Source organism: Alkalibaculum bacchi, assembly GCF_937875145.1.
In the GTDB taxonomy this organism is placed as follows: Bacteria; Bacillota; Clostridia; order Eubacteriales; family Alkalibacteraceae; genus Alkalibaculum; species Alkalibaculum bacchi_A.
This window is the reverse complement of record NZ_CALNCS010000142.1, coordinates 1-20,145: the sequence shown is the minus strand read 5'-3', so window position 1 is coordinate 20,145 and position 20,145 is coordinate 1. Positions and strand designations below refer to the sequence as shown.

Below are 20,145 nucleotides of genomic sequence, written 5' to 3'. Positions count from 1 at the left end.
GTTATGTTTGATTTATTTAAAAATCTTTTCTTGACATATTACCAGATTGCTTTTTGGGTTAGACGGTTCTTCAACAATTGTTCTTTAATCTTCTTCTCGTATCCATTTTCTGTTGGTTGGTAATACTTTAGATGTACCATTTCTTTAGGTAAATAATCTTGTTTTGTGTAATTGCCTTCGTAACTATGAGGGTATTTGTAGCCTATTCCGTGACCTAATTCCTTAGCTCCCTTGTAATGGGCATCTTTTAGGTGGGATGGTACTTCTCCTAGTGGGTTCTTTCGAATATCTTCTATGGCCTTATCAATGGCCATGTACGAAGCATTGCTCTTTGGGGCACTTGCTAAATAGGTTACTACTTGAGCTAAATTAATTCTCGCTTCTGGCAGTCCAATAATCTCTACTGCTTTAAATGCTGCAACTGCCACCACAAGAGCTTGCGGATCTGCATTACCAATGTCTTCAGATGCAGAGATGACTAATCTCCTAGCAATAAATTTGGGATCTTCGCCTCCTTCAATCATCTTCGCCATCCAATAAATAGCAGCATCTGGATCTGAGCCCCTTATACTCTTAATAAAAGCAGATATCGTATCATAGTGATTATCACCTTTTTTATCATAGTATACCGCTTTTCTTTGAATACATTCTTCAATAATTTCTTCCGTAATATTGATTCTTCCGTTTTCGTCAACTGGTGTAGTCAATCCAGCAAGCTCTAAAGCATTTAATGCACTTCTTGCGTCACCCTCACTTAATAAAGCTAAACTGTCTAATGTTTCTTCGCGTATACATATGGGAATGTTACCCAGACCTCGTCTTTTGTCTTTAATTGCCTTTAATAGAATATGAACAATGCTCTCTTTTGATAACTTTTTTAATTGAAAGACTCTAGACCTTGAAATAAGAGGAGAATTCACTTCAAAATAGGGATTTTCTGTAGTAGCTCCAATAAGAATGACAATTCCCTCTTCCACTGCAGGCAACAATGCATCTTGTTGTGATTTATTAAATCGATGGATTTCATCGATAAAAAGAATGGTCCGCTTGCCATACATACCTAAATTTTCCCTAGCCTTATCTATGACCTCCCGAATATCCTTAATTCCTGATGTTACTGCATTGATTTGAACAAAAATAGATTGAGTCTTGTTGGCAATGATCTTCGCTAATGTAGTCTTGCCCGTTCCAGGAGGTCCATATAAAATGAGAGAGCTAATTTTATCTGCTTGAATAGACCTGTAGAGGAGCTTTCCCTTTCCCACTAAATGTTCCTGTCCAAAAAAATCCTCTAAAGATTCTGGCCTCATTCTCACGGATAAAGGAGCTTCCTTCTTTAAAGTATTCTCCATATTCTGTTGAAAAAAACTCTGTTGCACGACAACCCCTCCTTTTTTATACTGCTATTTTAAATTTTGGTTATATATTGTAATATAAATGTAGTAGATGTTTAGGTTGGACGAGAAAATCCATAAAGGAGAAAAGAAAAACTTTTGATTCTTTACTTTCTTTAAAACATCTCTCTACGTTATCCTAACCACCTTGCCGATTAATCCCATCGTATAATGAACATCACTCATACTTATAGGATAATGTGTTACAAATCGGATTCGATTCACTCCTGCAGTAGCGCAGATGATTCCTTCTTTTCTTAAATCTTCTACTAATTGATTGGTGTCTATTTGGGGGTTGATTACATCGCACATGACGATATTGGTTTGGAGTGTTTTAAGGTCGACTTTTAAGCCATTTATCTCAGACAAACCTTCCCCTAAGGCTTTCGCTGTAATGTGATCTTCTTCTAATCGATGTGTCATTTCCTCTAATGACACAATTCCTGCAGCAGCGATAATACCTGCTTGTCTCATGCCACCGCCAAACATCTTACGGACTTTTCTTGCTTTTTGAATAAACTCTCTATTTCCTACTAATATAGAACCTACAGGAGCACCTAACCCTTTAGATAAGCAAAGCATAATAGAATCTGCATACTCAGCAATGTTTTTAACATCCGTTTTTAGATAGGTCGCTGCATTAAAAATCCTGGCACCATCCAAGTGAATGGGAATTTGATTCTCCTGTGCAATTTCGTAAACAGTTTTCATATTTTCTATTGGGACTACTATTCCACCATGTTGATTGTGAGTATTTTCTAGACAAATTAGCCCCGTCTTCGCATAGTGAATATCCTCTTCTCGTATGGCTTCTCTTAAGAAATCTGGATTTATTGCACCAAGATCACTGCTTATTGGATGAGCTTGCACTCCACAAATAGATGCTAGGGCCCCTACTTCATAATTGTATATATGGCTTTTATTTTCTACGATTACCTCATGACCAGCAATGGTATGAGTCTTTACAGCTATTTGATTACCCATCGTGCCACTTGGAACAAATAAGGCAGTTTCTTTTCCTAGTCTTTTAGCGGCTATTTCTTCTAGAGCATTTACTGTAGGATCCTCACGGTATACATCATCCCCTACCAAAGCACTAGCCATAACTTCTCTCATCTTCTCTGTGGGCATCGTCACCGTATCGCTGCGAAAATCTATGATGTTCATATAATCAAATCCTTTCTAAGGTGGTTTGTCGTAGGTTATGCCACCAGTGGTGGCTAAATGCTTTTTACCGTTTGTATTTCCTTATCACTTAACCCAAAATACTTGTATAATCCATCATCGATCTTGTTCATAATTTTCTTTACTTTTTCTCTTTCGCCTATTTCAGTATAATATTTAATATTATCATAATACTCTTTAAATTTGTTCCTTATCTTGGTATTTGAGTTAGGAATTTTTAATCTCATTATGGTATTCGGATAATAATCATACAGTTTTCCACCTAATTTTTTTGCAAAAGATTTAAAATAAAACTCATAAAGACTACTATTTAATAGGCAAACCAAGTATTCATAATTTATATTTTCCGTAAAGAGATTGTGCTTTAAAACCAAGGCGTAAATATCTGCGCTAAAAAAAAGATCATTCTCATCATATGCAAAGCGATTAGAGGATGCTTTATAAGGAAAGATAATTTTAGGACGGGTAAAGTTTTCTGGATTTCTTCCCCATTGCAACATATACCACTTTCTGATGCCGCTCTTACATTCTCGTCGATTTTTCAAGACTTCTTTAAATGGATTTAAGTATTCTTCTGCTTTAGAATACTTGCTTATGTCTTTTATATAGTCTGTGTACAAGAGATATCTTTTGCTATCTGTAATCTCATACTTTTGAATATTTTTATTTTTAATCCAAGGAACTAGTAGTTCTTTATCAAACAAGTCTTTATCTCCATCATCTAAGACAAAAGCCTTGTCACAACCTGTAATAATCCCTTGAAAACTATCACAAATTTCCTCTAAAGTCATTGTTGTTTTAGCGTTTATTTTCTTCAAAATATCTTGCGCTATCTTCTCGGTGAGAATCCAACCATCTTCTTGCAGATTGCTTTGAGGTATAAAAAACTCCTTGTAATTATCAGGCCGAAAGATTTCATTATAGTTTTTTACTTTTAAATCTTCTTTTAGTTTATATACCTTCATGGGGTTTTTATCACTTATACACTTTGACAAATGAATAATCACTAAATCTACCTTTGCTCCTTTTATAAACCGATTTCCATTAAAGTCTACGATTTTATTAATCCTAGTATTACTAGATATATATTTTCGTAAACCCGTCCCACTTGGAGACTCTAGAAAGTAACGTGAGCTAATATAGATGAGCTGTCCTTCCTCTTTTAAAAGGGAGATGCCTAATGGAAAAAAACAATAGGACAAATCTCCTTTATTGTAAAAAACATCTCCATATTGTTCTTTTAAAACAGAGGATATATCCTTATCCATCATTTTATGACCAATATAAGGAGGATTACCGATGATATAATCAAAGGACGATTGTAAGGACGGATCTATTTGATCTAATAAGGCATCTTGACAAAAAAAATTATGAATTGGCGTAAAGATAGGATTCTTTAGATGTAAGATCAGTTTTGAAATCAATACTGCCATGGGGTCTTTGTCCATGCCAAATAATTGATTGGTTAAAATAAATTGATGTAGCTTAAATCTACACTCTGCAGAATTGGCATTTACTGTAGAAAGAATTTCATCATACCAAGCCGACAAAAAGAAACCGCTACCACAAGCAGGATCTAATACTTTATGATTTCTACTAAAATCTACGTGCAAAATATCGATCATGTGTTTTACAATCGAAGAAGGGGTATAGAACATTCCCTTTCTTTTTTTTGATATTTCACTAGATATATATTCATATATAAAACCTATAATATTGCTGTTAATCCCTTTAAGAGTCTGACCACCTTTAATATATTCTAGAAGTAGAGGATAGGATTCTTCGTCTAAGAATCGTTCCTCCTCTTTAAAACAATGGATCTCTTCTTTTGCCCATTGAGAAATTATTCTATCTATTGTAAAAGGTCCTCTTAAAATCCCTTTCACCTCATAGATATACTCATTGTCATAAAGGTACTTTAAAAAAACCCCTTTAATAATAAAGAGACTATTATCCTCATCTGATAAAGTGCTATTATATAATATCCCTACATCTTGAAAAAAACTTTTCACCTTAAGCTCCTCGTTTTCTTATGTATAGAATCAATCATAGCGATGATAGATGAAAAAATCAAGTTCAATAAGCTCTACGTATAATTTAGGGGTATTCCTTTGGGTTGGTAAAAAACACTAACACATGGTTGCAATAGAATTAATAAACAATTGTTACCTTGGTAACATAAATAGTCTTACATAGAACATAGAGTGTAAAACTTAGAATACCAAAGAAAGAGAGGACGCTGTCCTCTCTTTCTTTGGTACTACATAAGCAGGAAATTTAAAAAATCAAAGATTTCATCTTCAATGGAAGCCATTCGATCTGCTCCTGTTTCTGTTAATGATGGATTTTCTTTTAACATTTGCTCTTTTGTAAGATAGTATCTGCTGTCTAAGTTTCTATTTTTAGGATCTACTGTGTAATCCTCCTTATGAAATACATCCCCTACTACTTCTCCTACATTGCTCGTATATACACCGTATTCATGAACAGCTTTTGTTACTACATTAAATTTCTCTAAATCTACTTCTGCACCGCTTAGTGGTCTTTTATCGAAATCAAAGATATACTTTCCTCCAGGGGCTAACGTGTCTATTAATTCTTTTGCTAAATCTACACACTCTTCTTTTGTATGATTCTTAAAGTATGTTACCGGATACAAACCTGATATGATGTGTTTCTTTCCTACCTTTTCCTTAATCCGTTTAGGTGTACCGTATTCAAAGAGCAAAACCGTATTCGTTGGCAGATCGTTTAGATAATCTAAATACCTATCCCAATTGTCTTCACAAAAGATTTTACAGTGGATGCCCATAGATGCGTATTCTTCTAACAGTCTTTTAAAAGAAGGCCACCAGTGATTAGCAAAATCCACTTCTCTCATGAATGTAGGCATATGTAAGGGCATAAATACATGACCATAATTTGAAATCGTCTTAGGCATTCCCTTTTTAAGTACAATAGGATATAAAGCTTCAATCGCTGCCTGTAATTGTTTAGGTCTTCTTCGAATATCTACTGCAACGCCTCTAAACCCTCGAAGAGTATCTGCTAAAAAGTCATATGGCGCTTCTGTAAAGCCACTTGAGCCTACAGGTACTATAGAGCAATAACCGTATTTTTCAGCTATTCGATTTTCAATTGCTCCTGTAATCGCTTTATCCTGTTGATATCCTTTAAAAGCTTTTGTAAATTTTCTCATCATTTCTATAGGATTGTTTAAATCTAAACCTGTATATAATCTAGGAATAACGATCTCGTAAAGGCATTCTAAAGGATTGGAAATTAGATAATCAAAATCTTCTGGTTTCATTCCTGACACATCAGGATGTTGAAAGACTCCGCTTGTTCCCATAACAAAAGATTTAGATTGTAGTGTTTGATAATAGGATGGGAACCTAAGAGAAGTACCCCCTGGTACTACATCTGTGTACATTCTCTCTGAAACATATTGTACAGCTGATTCGATAAGTTCAGGATTCCACTGTGCTTCTAAAAGATTTAAACCTGCTAACTCTGCAATCGTCCCAAAAGGAAAAGTTATATTTACAGGTACTCTATTTGGAATTATACTTTCATAAATATTTTTAAAATTTTGATTTCTCTCTTCTTGAATTTTCTTTATGTCACTCATCTACTTGCACACCCTTATTAATCTTATTCATATTGTTAAGTCTACACTATACAAAAGATAACTTAACTGTAATTTTATATATCAATTATAAAATATTACATAGATTCAATATTTGTTATTATAAAAACATCTTATTTTATTTTTCAAATTAAGTCAAGTAAAACGATAGAGATAATATAAGATAAGACAAAGTATAAAGTTTAAGGTGCAAAATTGACAGTAGGATATAAGAGGTCCGTAGCAAGAGTAAAAAACAGGACATATTTATCGTATAAAAAAAGAGTAGATTCCCTATTTATAAGATCCTACTCTTTTTTGTGTTATAAGATAAGAAAACTTATGTCTCTAATTTTTTCTCTAAGATATATTTACCCATCTGATGGTTCTTCTGCTGTCCCATTAGGATCTGTTAAATTATTTTTAAATAGTCCCTCCTCATATATTATATTGTCTAAATCCTTTTCATCAAGGGTCACTAGTTCCTCTCCATGTAGCGTATTGTATACCTCAGTTTTACTATCACCTAGTGTGTCAATTCCTTTGCCGTCTTTAGCTAAATACAATGCTACAGCACCATTTAAAGTTCTTACATTTGCTTCTGTAGCAGTGTATTTTGCATCTTCTATAGCCCCTACAACCCTGGGCACTGCAATTACAGCCAATAGGCCTAAAATTGCAATAACCACAATCAATTCTACCAATGTAAAACCATTTTCCTTTTTCTTTAATATCTTTTGCATATTCAACACCATTTCCCTCCTTTATTTATTTTTATCATAGTGTTGTATTTTCCTAATCAACTAACTTATCCGATAATATTGTACAAATCGAATACAGGTAAGATCATCGATATGACTATAAATCCTACTATCCCCCCTAAAATAACGATAATCAAGGGTTCAATCATAGTAGTGAGCTGCTGTATGGAGTTTTCTACTTCGTCTTCATAAAAGGTGGAGATTTTCCTTAATACATAGTCTAGCGAGCCTGAGCGCTCACCTATATCAATCATTTGATACACTAAAGGTGGAAAAACCTTTGTCGATTCTATTGTCTTTCCTAGTCCATAGCCTTCACGTACGCCTATCTTTACTTTTTCTAGGCTAGCTTTAATATACTCATTTCCTACGACCTTCTGAACAATTTCTATAGCATCTAAAATATCCACGCCACTAGAAAGAAGGACGGATATTGTACTGGCAAATCGTTCCATAAAGACTTTATTATTTAGTTCTCCAAATACAGGTATTTTTACTTTGAGTTTATCGATTATAAAGCGCCCTTTTGGCGTATCTATATATTTCTTTACGCTGTAAATCGTTATACTTGTAATGAACAAATATACATACCAAAAATTCTTTAAACTGCTGCTAATCGATAAGATCATTTTGGTTGGAAATGGCAATTCAGAACCAAAGGAATCGAATATACTTACAAATGTGGGCATTACAAAGGTTAAAAGAAGTCCTACGACCAGCACTGCTACAATGGAAACGATAATAGGGTAGGTAAAAGCGCTCTTTATTTTTTGATTTAGTTTATGCTCCTTCTCAAAATGGTCTGCCATATCCTCCATTACACGATCTAAATTGCTGCTTGCTTCCCCACTTTCCACCATACTAATTAATAAATTAGGAAAAACAGAAGACTCCTTACCCATCGCCTCAGAAAGGGAACTGCCTTTTAAAATATCGTCACAAATATCACTGATAACTTGAGACAGCTTTTTATGTACGGTTTGCTTACTTAAAAGACTTAAACCTTCTACTACAGTAATGCCCGATTTTAGAGTCGTCGCAAACTGCCTACAAAATATAGCCAAATCCCTTACCTTTACTCTTTTATTGATATCTAGGTTTATATTTATATTCCAAGATCTTTTTTGTATTTCTACATTTAGGGGATAATATGATCTTTCTCGGATATATTTGAGAACTTCTTCCCGGTTTTGGGCCTCAAAATGCCCCTTAATAGTTCTACCCATTTTATCTTTAGCCTTATAATGATATACAGCCATGAACCTCTCCTCAATTATTTTTCAATAACGCCCTAACTCATCGCAACGCATATACCCCTCTATTATAAACAATAGCGTATCGTTACATTATCTACTATTATTGGGTTTTTTTAATTGGTAGTTGAACCCTTGTTACTTACTTAGTCAAAAAACGAAATATTCAGCACTTCATCAATAGTTGTAATTCCTTTTAATACTAGTTCTTTTGCGTTTTGAATTAAAGGTACCATGCCACTTTTTTTGGCTAAATCTGTTAGTTGATCATAGCTAAATCCTTTTGAAATCGCCTCTCTCATTTTTTTGTCAATCTTAACTACTTCGTGAACTCCTCGCCTACCTCTATAGCCAGTATTATTACAAATATTACATCCAACTGGGTAGTGCAATAGGAGTTCTTCTTCAGGCATGTTTAGTAGTTGTTGTTCTTCGCTTGTAGCTTTGCAGATTGTCTTACATCTACTACAGAGAACCCTTACTAATCTTTGAGAAATAATCCCTAAAATAGAAGAAGAGACAAGATAAGGCTCTACTCCCATGTCTATTAATCGAGTAATAGTAGACACAGCGTCATTCGTGTGTATGGTACTTAATACTAAGTGACCAGTAATAGAAGCTCTTATGGCTATTTTAGCCGTTTCAGAATCTCTTATTTCGCCAATCATAATAATATCAGGATCTTGCCTAAGTATGGAGCGCAATCCTTCTACAAAAGTTAGGCCTGTCTTCATATTCACTTGAACTTGGTTGATGCCGTTTATTTTTAGCTCAACTGGATCTTCTACGGTGATAATATTTTCTTCATGTGAATTTAACTCTCTTAAAATAGTGTATAAGGTAGTACTCTTGCCGCTACCAGTAGGACCTGTCACTAAGACAATCCCATGAGGTGCTTTCATAAAATCGTTGACCATTGAACGTTCGTGATTTGTAAAATGTAAAGCATTAAAATCTAGATTGAATTGTCCCTTATCTAATATGCGGATTACGACTTTTTCTCCGTATATGGTGGGAAGAATAGAAATACGAAAATCAATATCTCTATTGTCTATATGCATAATCAATGCTCCGTCTTGAGGAAGACGTCTTTCGGCTATATTTAAATCACTGAGGATTTTTATTCTGCTTACCACTGCATTGTGAGTGTTAATATTTAGGTCATCTATGAGCTTTTGTAAAACTCCATCTACTCTCATTCGAACGTAAACAGAATGTTCAAAGGGCTCTATATGGATATCGCTAGCTTTAGATCGAACTCCTTTTTCAATGATATTATTTACAATTCGAACGATGGGAGCATTATTAATATAAGATTCGTCTTCAATCTCCTCTTGTACTCTATCCTCTACACTTTGACTTTTATTAAACTCCTCGATTGCCTTTTGAGCATCAGAGGAATTGTAAAATTTTTCTATATAGCTGATAATTTCACTCTTCGTAGCCATATATGGTATTATTCTCTTTTGCGTTACTAGCTTCAGATCTTCTATCGCAATTAAATCTAGAGGCTGATTCATCGCTACAATAAGATTGCTTTTTTCATCGTACTTAAGGGGTAATACAATATGTTTTTTAGCTAATATGTAGGGAATTGAACTTACGGCCTCGGAGTCAATTGTTATATTCATAAAATTTACCCGAGGGATACCTAATTGTAATGATAATATATTGATGAGGTCTTCCTCGTCTACAAATGCCTCTTCCAGAAGAACATCTTCCAGTTTTTTTGCGGTCTTAGCTTGTACAGAAAAAGCTTTAGATAATTGATTTTCATCTATCACTCCACTTTTCAACAACAAGTCTCCCATTTGCTTCTCTTTTTTCATCTTATCACCTGATACAGTATTACATTTTTTTACTATTATACCATATATTATTAATAAATTCTACTATCGAGCTGTTTATAGTTCTTAGTAGCAAGTAAAACCTATGCACAAGAGGTGGCTGATAGGTTTTACTTACCATCTAACTTTATTCAAAACTTTGTTTCGAAAATTCTTGAGCTAGTCTCTGAACTGCTTTTTTCTCAATTCTCGATACATAAGAGCGGGATATGCCCATTTCATCTGCTATTTCCTTCTGAGTTCGTCTATCATGATTATTTAAACCGTACCTAAGTATGATAATTTCTTTTTCTCGTATATTTAATACTCTATTCATGATTTCCTCTAGTTTTTTTGCTTGAATTGCTAATAATACATGATCGTATACCGTGTCTCCTTCAGTACCCAAAATATCCATTAAGGATATTTTATTTCCTTCTTTATCCGTTCCAATTGGATCATATAGAGAAACATCATTTCTTGTTTTTTGTTCGGATCTTATGTACATTAATATTTCATTATCGATACATTTTGAAGCATACGTTGCAAGTCTTGTTCCCTTATCTGGATTGAAGGTGGATATGGCTTTGATCAAACCAATTGTACCTATTGATATCAAATCTTCTATTTCAATATTAGAAAATGTGTATTTTTTTACAATATGGGCTACTAGTCGCATATTGTGCTCTATGAGTATATTTTTTGCTTCATAATCCTCTTTGTGTTTGTATAAATCAAGATATTTTGCCTCGTCTTCCTTACTTAAAGGATTGGGAAAAGAATTACCGCTGACATAACCTAGTAGGAAAAAAATATTTTTAAGTAAAGCGATTATTCCCATAAATGATCCAAACAAGAAAAGCACCCCCATGTGTTCCATTTATTAATATATATGCAAGGGGGTGCTCTTTTTTGCTTTATTTGTATATTTAGGGACAGGTGCACGTTGCCACAATCGAGAATTTACAATTTAAAGTTGAAAGCTAGGTGAGCATGTTTTTTTCCGCTTTCCGCGCATTACATCCAATTTATTCGTACAAATCCAGTATTTTATTTGCTACACTATCAAAAATAGGCAATGCTGTAGTGGATGAGCTGCCACCTTCTTCTACAAAAATTGTCATAGCGTACTTAGGATTATTTGCTGGAAAATAGCCTGTAAACCAACTGTGGGCTTCCCTTTCTCCAATGTGCTGAGCCGTACCACTTTTGCCTGCTAATCCTCCCCGTTCTTTCAAAGTATTGTTCTTTCCAGTACCAGTTTTGCCTACTTCTGTAAGGAGAATTTTTAGCGTATCGTTAACTTCTTTAGAGAAAATCTGCTTTTCTACTTTTTTCATCTCTTTTTCTTGTCCTAATGGACTTACTTCTTTTAATGCGATTGTAGGTTCAATTAGCACCCCATCATTTCCAATGGTTTGTACGATTTTTGTCATCATCAATGGTGACGCCATCACACTTCCTTGTCCTAATGACATATTAAATACATCCATGGGTACAGATATCTTTGAAGGAATAATCGGAGCTGAATAAGAGTAACTCAGAGGAAATTCTTTAGTCTTTTCGACATTTTTGTCCTGAAAGCCAAATTCTTTTGCCAATTCCAGTACATCATTATAAAGTAAAGTATCCTTTTCACTAAATTGATTTAACAACATACCAGTTTCATAGGCTGCAATATTACAGGACTCTGCAAAGGCCTCCACTGTATTGATTTTGCCGTGACCTTCTGATTTGTTACAATTTTTTATTTTTCCATCGATTTCAATAGTTCCCTTGCATTCAAAAATCGTATTTAAGTCGATAATACCTTTTTCAAGGGCTTGTGCAAATACCAGTATTTTAAAAACCGATCCTGGTTGATAGTTGAGGACAGCTTTATTCGTTAAATCTCCTACAGAAGCCATCGATAAGACTTCACCAGTATGCACATCACTGACTACAACGGCAATTCCTTCATATTTTTCTTTATTGTAGGTAAAATCCAGCTCATCTTCTACAATTTTTTGTATATGATAATTTAGGGTCGTGACAAGATCCGTCCCTTCATTCACATGATCTCCATATACTTGTACGAATATTGGGGCATACTCCTCATTTCGTCCATCTCTATAAGTAGAAATCTTAATAGGACTGCCTCCATTGAGTGCAGAATCGTATAAAGCCTGTAAACCAGACTCTCCTTTTATCCCTTCAGCTGTCGTATCCTCAGGATTATAAGAGACTTTTCCGACCACATCTTCCCCCACATCCGCTACGTATTCTTTTATAGGAACTTCTCCTTCTTTTTTGTTTACCTTTGGACTTAATACAATCCCATTTCGATCCATTATGCGACCTCTAGGATAAAATAAAGTGCTACCTCTGTCTATTTGATTAGAGACAGAAGAAGCCACATTACTACTGTCGTCTAGTAGCAAATAAGCAGTTCGAGCTCCTATAATAGTAACCGTTAATAAGATGATAAAGGCAAAGGTAACGATTCGATCTCTACGCATAAAAAAACTCCCTTTGTTTGATACTATTATTTTGTACCAAATAAAGGGAAACTATGCGTTTTTCCTGTCTAACCGTCTTTTCAAACTTTCTTTCTCAACAAATCCATTGCTGCTACTGGTTGAGTCATCTTCATTTTGAAGATCATTTTTGGATGCGGAGTGGATTCTAGGGGTTCATTTGTTTCGTCGTATAGTTCTGTAACGGTTTGAGTTTTAAACTCTTCTTTTGGTGTCATGATTTCGATATGATCCCCTATTTCGATCTTGTTTCTCTGTTCTATAGTAGCTATTTGGCTTTTTTCGTCGTAGTCTAATACTACACCTACAAAGTCGTAATTTCTTACATAAGTGCTAGAATCGTAATTTTGATCTTTATTCGTTGGTTTATTTTGAGAAAAGCCACCTGTATACTGTCTATGGCTGATTTTTCTAAGCTCCTCAAAACTCTCTGGATCAAATGTATAGTTTTCAGGATCACTCAGATAGCGATCTATTTCTTTTCTGTATGCATTCGTTACACTAGCAACGTAAAACACGCTTTTCATTCGTCCTTCAATTTTAAAACTATTTATTCCTGCATCGATTAATGCTGGAATTTGGTCTATTAAACAGAGATCTTTTGAATTAAATACATATGTTCCTCTTTCATCTTCGTAAACGGGAAAGTGCTCGTTTTCTCTCGTCTTCTCCACTAGAGAATAGTTCCATCTGCAAGGCTGAGCACAATCCCCCTTATTGGCATCCCGATTAGCCATGTAATTGCTAAGAAGGCATCTGCCTGAGTAAGATATGCACATTGCCCCATGAATGAATGTTTCAATTTCTAGAGTATCTGGGGTATTACGCACAATTTCTTTTACTTCCTTTAGGCTCATCTCTCTCGCTAAAACGATTCTCTTTACACCCATGTCATGCCAAAATTTAGCACTGTAGTAATTTGTCGTATTGGCTTGAGTGCTCATAGAAATTTTAAGATTTGGTGCTGTCTCTCTTATTAATCCTATGATCCCTGGATCCGCTACAATGACTTCATCTACTTTTAATTCTTCTAGGTATTTAATATACTCTTTCATACCTTCAAAGTCTTCATTGTGAGCAATAATATTCATGGTAACGTAGATTTTTTTGCCCCGATTATGGACGTATTCTACAGCTTCTTTTAATTCTTGTGGCCCAAAATTACCTGCCTTAGCGCGAAGTCCAAAACGACTTCCCGCACAATATACAGCATCAGCACCGTAATGTAATGCAAATTTTAATTTTTCCATATTTCCAGCTGGTGCAAGCAGCTCTGGTTTTTTCATAAGTCATACTCTCCTTTTTTGAACAGTTGTCGAACAACAGTTGCTAAACGATAATTAAGCGGTAGTTTTATAACTTGTATCTTCTAAGGTAGTTGGCTACTATTTTTCGCTTCTAAGATTTTGCTTTCTGCCTTATAATAGCTAATCGCCAATCCATCTCCAATAGGTACAATACTAGTTTCTAGTTGGGGATGCTCTGAGATGACTTCAAGGTATTTTCGCATTCTCTTTACAATAGTAATCTTTCTTCTTTTGACAAGCTCCTTACTAGCAATCATGCCTCTAAAGAGAACATTATCTGAAATAAGCAATCCTCCTGGATTTAATAAGTTTAAGCAGTCCTCTAGCAAATGGACATAATGTCCTTTTGCACCATCCAAAAAGATACAATCGTACTTTCCTGTAATGTCTTTAATGGCTTCATTGGCATCTCCTAGGATGATATCAATATTATTTTCATATCCAGCTCTTTTGATATTTTCAGTAGCAAGGTTTTTCATATCTTCATTAATCTCAACAGTAGTAACCTTGCCTTTCCGCATTGCTTTGCAAAAGGCAATAGAGGAATAACCAATGGCCGTACCAACTTCTAAAATCGATTCTATTTTCTTACTCTTAATGATCACAGAGAGTAATTGCTTTACTTCTGGATGAATAATGGGTACGTGGTTTTCCATAGCATAAGATTCTAATTCACATAATAGAGGGTCTTCTTCGTGAAGAAGACCCCTAAGATAATCTTCTATATAATCGTAATTTATATTACTCATTTTTTCGTCACCTCAAGGCTTGTCTTAGTAATTTTTCATATTATATCATTTTTTTATATTTGTATCAAAATTGTTCCACAAAGAGCTCGTTTCTAGACCCTAGTCTTTAATTCATAGTCCTTAGCCTTTAGTCTCTATCATAAAAACCGTAGAGTTTGATTTTTTGCACATAGAAGGGGACACATTTTAAATGTGTCCCCTGGAGTTTCTGCAAAGCATACATATCATAACATCGTCACAGGGCTAGGGACTAGCGACTAATGGCTGTTCTTTTATTAGCGTAAGTATTTATTCACATCTACATTGTGCTCTTCAAACGTTTTGTTGAATACGCAATACCCATCTGGTTTTGCAATAAAATAAAGGTAGTCATTGTCATCAGGATACAATGTGGCTTTTAGAGCTGCTTCTGAAAAAGAGCCTACAGGTCCAATAGGTAAGCCTGGGTATTTATAGGTATTGTATTTAGATTCTACTTCTAAATCCTTGTACAAGACTTTTTCCTTTTTTACTCCTAATGCGTACAATACCGTAATATCAGATTGCAACGGCTTATTTACCTCTAATCGATTATAAAACACTTCTGCAACTTTAGGTCGGTCTTCTGGATATTTTGTTTCTTGTTCCACAATAGACGTCAGTATAACAATATCGTCGATGGTCATATTAAGAGATTCTGCTTGCTCTTCATATTCTGGTTTTAATATTTGCCCAAAGCGAGATAACATCTTTTTAATAATTATTTCTGAATCATCTTCTTTGTTAAAATAATATGTATCTGGAAATAAATACCCTTCTAAACTTCTTTCCTCTATATTCTTAATACCTGAAAGAAAAGGAAATTTCTCTTGATATTTAGCAATATTACTTGTTTCCTTTATAAACTCATCTTTCGATACTAATTCATTTTTCTCTAGTACTTCTCCTATTTGTGAAAGATTCCACCCTTCAGGTATCGTTATAACAATACTTTCCCTGGCGGTCTCCCCTTTAGCAATTTTTCCTACGATTTCCCCTACAGAATAACTAGAACTTAAAATATATTTTCCAGCTTTAATTTGACCTGCATATCCTTTTGTAACAGCATAGATTTTCAGACTTAATTTGTCTTTTATAATATGAGCATCCTCCAGTAAATCAGCTATATCTACTAGCGAATACCCCAAAGGGATTTCTACTAGTTTCTCTTCTCCATTGCGATTAAGGGGCTTTATACTATTATAATAATATAACACGAAAGTACCAATACTTACTATAACCAGTAGTAGTATCAATAACATTTTTTTTCTTTTATTTTTCATAAGACCTCCGGCGAGATAATTAATAGTTAGTAATAAGCAATTAAAAAATTGCTTATTACTAACTACTCGTTTTATTGAGTCTACGTGTCAAGCGATGTTTTCAGCTTTTGGTAAACACTTATCAGTACTCCCACTTAAAAATCCTAATATAAGTGGGAGACTTGTGACTATAAAGTGAATTATACTTCCATAATAATTGGCAAAATCATTGGCTTTCTCATAGTTTTTTCATATAAGAAATGTTCTAATGAATCTTTAATTTCACCCTTTATTTTATTCCATTCGTGAATGTTCTTTTCTTCACATTTAGCAAGCGCAGCTTTTACCACGTCTCTAGATTGACTGATTAATTCTTCAGATTCTCTGACATATACAAAACCTCTCGATATTACATCCGGTCCTGCTACAGTTTTACCCTTGCTTAATGTTACTACTACAATAAATAAACCATCCTCTGAAAGGTGCTTACGATCTCTCAAGACAATATTTCCAACGTCTCCAATTCCTAGTCCATCTACTAAGGTAATTCCAGAAGGTACTCTTCCGACAACTTTACAACTAGTTTTGTCCACTTCTACAACAGCGCCATTTTCGGTAACTATGGCATTTCCTTCAGGCATTCCTAATTCTTCAGCTAATTGAACATGTCTCATTAACATTCTGTACTCACCGTGAACGGGCATAAAGAATTTGGGGCTAACTAAAGTGTGGATCAGTTTCAACTCATCTTGTTTTGCATGACCAGACACATGGATATCAGCTAGTTTTTCGTAAACGACTTCTGCACCTAATTTATACAAATTATTAATGACCTTTGTAATCATCTTTTCATTTCCTGGTATAGCAGATGCTGAGATAATAACTAAATCTCCTCTATTTATAGACAATTGCCTGTATTCACCTGCTGCCATTCTACTAAGAGCTGCTAAAGGTTCCCCTTGGCTTCCTGTAGTGATTACGACAATTTCATTAGGTTCGTATTTATTGATATCTCTAATATCTACGATACAGTCATCTGGAATATGCAAATACCCCAATTCTCGTGCTGTCTTCGTTACGTTTACCATACTTCTACCACTGATTGCCACTTTTCGGTTATGAGCTCTTGCTGCATCTGCAACTTGCTGAACTCTATGAATATTCGATGCAAAAGTTGCCACGAGAATTCTACTTTCTACTCCATCAAACAAAGACATAAATGTCTTTCCTACGGATCGTTCCGATACTGTATAACCCGGAAGTTCAACATTGGTACTATCTGCCATTAGTAAATCAACGCCTTCAGAGCCAAGTTCTGTAAATCTCTTAAGGTCAATGACATTTTCATCAATAGGAGTATAGTCAATTTTAAAGTCTCCTGTATGAATTACTGTTGCAGCTTCACATTTAATACACATAGCCACACTATCCGCTATGCTATGATTTGTTTGAATAAACTCTATTTCAAAACCTCCGATTTGAATTTTATCTTTGGCTTTTACTACTTTTCTAGTAGTAGTGTTTAAGAGTTTATGTTCAGCTAATTTATTTTCAACTAACCCAATCGTAAGTTTCGTTCCGTATATAGGCACGTCAATTTGTTTTAACATATACGGTAATCCACCAATATGGTCTTCGTGACCATGAGTTAAAAGAACCGCTTTTATTCTATCTTTGTTATTTACAAGATAGGTGTAATCAGGTAACACGGCATCGATTCCGAACATACTTTCATCTGGGAAAGCTACCCCACAATCTACAATAATAATATCCTTTTTATACTCAAATAGGGTAATGTTTTTTCCTACTTCTCCTAGTCCCCCCAATGGTATAATTTTTAATTTGCTTTTCTTTGTTGCCATTCTATACTCCTTTCTATATGATCCGTTCCGACTATTTACTCTTTACAATGCTCACATATTCCATAAAAGGTTACTGTGTGATTTGTAATATTAAAATTCATATCGTCTTGAATATGGTGCTCTAATTCATCAAAATAAGTATCTTGAATTTCCATGACCTTCCCACATTTTGTGCACACTATATGATGGTGGTTGTGATTTTTGGTTTCATCTGCAAATTCATATCTAGAACAACCTTCACTAAAATGATGCTTTGTCAATAAATTTAATTCCTCAAGCATTTGTACTGTACGATATACTGTTGCAATTCCAATTTCCGGACACACCTTTTTTACTTCTGCATAAATCTCTTCAGTGCTCCAATGTTCTTGATTATTTTTCATCATTATCTCAATAATATACCGCCTTTGAGGCGTTAACTTATGCCCATTTTCTTTTACAATTGAAAGAACTCGATTTAGGCTAATAGTAGACATGATTCTTCACCACTTATCATTTAATAATTATTATCATTTATGATTGTATCACAATACGCTCATCTTGTCGAATGGTCAAATAATACAAATTTCATCTCATTACGAGCACAAAAGTCCTATTTCAAGATTTTTAGTTTATTGTCTTACGGATACTATTCAGTAGGAGGTATTTACCTTCTACTGAATATGATTCTACTTATATTAAATATCAAATCTATTTCAAAAATTATTCTTCTTCTTGTATAAGTTGATCGTAAAGATCTTGAATCATTATAATCTCTTCTTCATCTTCTACAGGAAGAAGAATATCGCCTTCTTCGTCTTGATCGATTCTAAATGCGTACATATCTCCTTCTTCTTCTTCAACATTTAAAAGAAGAGCATATTCTACCCCTTCTTTTTCAATCGTTACAATTAACTCAAACTCTACTTCATTTCCTTCTTCGTCTAACAGTACAATTCTGTTTTCATTTTCTTCGTTCATTTTTGTCCTCCTAATTTTTATTTTTTATATTCCCTTTATATTAACCACAAGAAATAAACAGAGTGCTCTAATTTCTAGTCATCATGCCATTTCCATCCGGTAACATACTGTGCATTACAGCGAATCCATATAATTTTGTAAAATACTTTGAGCTGCTATCTTATCAATAAAGGCTTTTCGTTTTTCTCTTCGCACATTTCCTTCAATGAGGATATTTTGAGCTATTTTGGTCGTAAGTCGCTCGTCCCAAAAGATAATCTCACAGTCCAGCCTCTTCTTTAGATAATTCCCAAAATTGAGTGCTTTATTACCTTGCATTCCTATAGATCCATCCATATTTTTAGGCAAACCTATTACAATTTGCTTTACTTGGTACTCTTCAACAATTTTTTTTATTTGATCTAAATCTTCATCTAGTTTTTGTCTCTTTAAGGTACTTACTCCTTGGGCAGTAATCCCGAGTAAATCTGAAACAGCTACTCCGACATACTTATCTCCCACATCTAAGCCAAGTATTCTATCTTTCATCTTACACAACCTTTATACAAAATTGTGGACAATAGGCTCCACAATAGCCACATACCAAACATTTTTCTGAATTTACTTCTGCTTTTCCATGGATGATTTCCATGGCGTTTTGGTGACACTTTTCTACACATGTACCACAGCCAGTACACCAAAATTCTACTAATAGTTTTTTATTCCGATTTTTTACTTTACTCGATAAACTCTCGTCTATTTTAAGCCCTAAAATTTTATTAATATTATAGTCTATTTCATCACGAGTAATCATGCCTATAGCCATAGAGTCTAAATCCCTTAAATTAAGGGCATATTTAAAACACTCTTCTGTATCCTTAGACAGATTTCCGCCACCAAAGATTTTCATGGCATAAATTCCCTTGCCCTTTGATTTAGCATAAGAGATAGCTTTTTCCATATCTTCTCTATTCCCGTCCTCAATACCTAAACCCTTTACATTTATAATAGGATGTATGACCTCTAATTCCGGGATTTCACATGCTCCATAAACCCCTTCAACTCGATGAGTGGAAATGCCAAGGGCTCTAATAGTACCTTTTTCTTTTTCTTTTATTAAATATTCAATAGCTTCCCAGTGACCACGAATCGTATGAATACTCTCCTGTTCATGAAGCAAATAGATATCAATATAATCTCTGTTTAATTCTTTTAATGCCTTATGCAAATTCTTTTGTGCACCTATTTTGTCGTAATCATAAGATTTAGTCGCTACGATTAGTTCCTTTTTAGAATATTCCATTGCCTTACCAATGGCACCATAATTCTCGTAAAGGGTAGCCGTATCCAAAAAATTAATTCCCCGCTCCATTCCATAAGCAATCAACTTTCCTCCTTCTTTTATGCTCAAATTGCCTTGAAGAGGAGCTAAAGTCAAGCTGCCA

General features: G+C 34.5%; 17 protein-coding genes. All 17 read right to left on the bottom strand.

Translation table 11 applies throughout. The features are described from left to right. Positions 1-38: 38 nt before the first annotated feature. A complete protein-coding gene (locus tag Q7P22_RS09005) occupies positions 39-1,379 on the bottom strand; it encodes a replication-associated recombination protein A (RefSeq protein WP_369695514.1) in 1,341 nt (446 codons plus the stop codon). Between the two features lie 144 nt (positions 1,380-1,523). Beyond that, positions 1,524-2,561 (bottom strand): low-specificity L-threonine aldolase, encoded by a 1,038-nt coding sequence (gene ltaE, locus Q7P22_RS09000; protein WP_303863384.1) that lies wholly within the window; start codon positions 2,559-2,561, stop codon positions 1,524-1,526. Between the two features lie 53 nt (positions 2,562-2,614). After that, positions 2,615-4,591: an N-6 DNA methylase gene (locus Q7P22_RS08995; protein WP_303863381.1), complete on the bottom strand. Its 1,977-nt coding sequence runs from the start codon at positions 4,589-4,591 to the stop codon at positions 2,615-2,617. A gap of 248 nt (positions 4,592-4,839) precedes the next feature. Continuing rightward, entirely contained in the window at positions 4,840-6,210 is a 1,371-nt protein-coding gene (locus Q7P22_RS08990; RefSeq protein WP_303863378.1) for a uroporphyrinogen decarboxylase family protein, read from the bottom strand. Between the two features lie 368 nt (positions 6,211-6,578). Further along, complete coding sequence (locus Q7P22_RS08985) at positions 6,579-6,950, bottom strand: type II secretion system protein (RefSeq protein WP_303863390.1); 372 nt, start codon at positions 6,948-6,950, stop codon at positions 6,579-6,581. A gap of 65 nt (positions 6,951-7,015) precedes the next feature. Then, complete coding sequence (locus Q7P22_RS08980; RefSeq protein ID WP_303863375.1) at positions 7,016-8,227, bottom strand: type II secretion system F family protein; 1,212 nt, start codon at positions 8,225-8,227, stop codon at positions 7,016-7,018. Between the two features lie 140 nt (positions 8,228-8,367). Next, positions 8,368-10,050, bottom strand: coding sequence for a GspE/PulE family protein (locus Q7P22_RS08975; protein ID WP_303863373.1), 1,683 nt, complete (start codon positions 10,048-10,050; stop codon positions 8,368-8,370). A gap of 145 nt (positions 10,051-10,195) precedes the next feature. Further along, positions 10,196-10,888 carry an RNA polymerase sporulation sigma factor SigK gene (gene sigK, locus Q7P22_RS08970; protein ID WP_303863387.1) on the bottom strand — a complete coding sequence of 231 codons (693 nt, stop codon included), beginning with the start codon at positions 10,886-10,888 and terminating at the stop codon, positions 10,196-10,198. A gap of 187 nt (positions 10,889-11,075) precedes the next feature. Then, positions 11,076-12,545 carry a penicillin-binding transpeptidase domain-containing protein gene (locus Q7P22_RS08965; RefSeq protein ID WP_303863370.1) on the bottom strand — a complete coding sequence of 490 codons (1,470 nt, stop codon included), beginning with the start codon at positions 12,543-12,545 and terminating at the stop codon, positions 11,076-11,078. An 80-nt stretch (positions 12,546-12,625) separates the two neighbouring features. Then, entirely contained in the window at positions 12,626-13,849 is a 1,224-nt protein-coding gene (locus Q7P22_RS08960) for a U32 family peptidase (protein ID WP_303863367.1), read from the bottom strand. A gap of 83 nt (positions 13,850-13,932) precedes the next feature. Next, positions 13,933-14,619, bottom strand: a complete 687-nt coding sequence (locus Q7P22_RS08955; RefSeq protein WP_303863364.1) for an O-methyltransferase — start codon at positions 14,617-14,619, stop codon at positions 13,933-13,935. 275 nt (positions 14,620-14,894) lie between these two features. Then, complete coding sequence (mltG, locus tag Q7P22_RS08950; RefSeq protein ID WP_303863361.1) at positions 14,895-15,920, bottom strand: endolytic transglycosylase MltG; 1,026 nt, start codon at positions 15,918-15,920, stop codon at positions 14,895-14,897. Between the two features lie 179 nt (positions 15,921-16,099). Continuing rightward, a complete protein-coding gene (locus tag Q7P22_RS08945; protein WP_303863358.1) occupies positions 16,100-17,761 on the bottom strand; it encodes a ribonuclease J in 1,662 nt (553 codons plus the stop codon). Positions 17,762-17,796: 35 nt separating this feature from the next. After that, a complete protein-coding gene (locus Q7P22_RS08940; protein WP_303863355.1) occupies positions 17,797-18,237 on the bottom strand; it encodes a Fur family transcriptional regulator in 441 nt (146 codons plus the stop codon). A gap of 226 nt (positions 18,238-18,463) precedes the next feature. Further along, the gene (locus Q7P22_RS08935; protein ID WP_303863352.1) at positions 18,464-18,721 is read right to left on the bottom strand and encodes a DUF1292 domain-containing protein; all 258 of its coding nucleotides are present in this window, start codon (positions 18,719-18,721) and stop codon (positions 18,464-18,466) included. Between the two features lie 114 nt (positions 18,722-18,835). Beyond that, on the bottom strand, positions 18,836-19,249 hold the full coding sequence (gene ruvX / locus Q7P22_RS08930) for a Holliday junction resolvase RuvX (protein WP_303863349.1): 414 nt from the start codon (positions 19,247-19,249) through the stop codon (positions 18,836-18,838). 1 nt (position 19,250) lies between these two features. Continuing rightward, positions 19,251-20,145: aldo/keto reductase (locus Q7P22_RS08925; RefSeq protein WP_303863346.1), on the bottom strand; the 895-nt coding region annotated here is incomplete at its 5' end.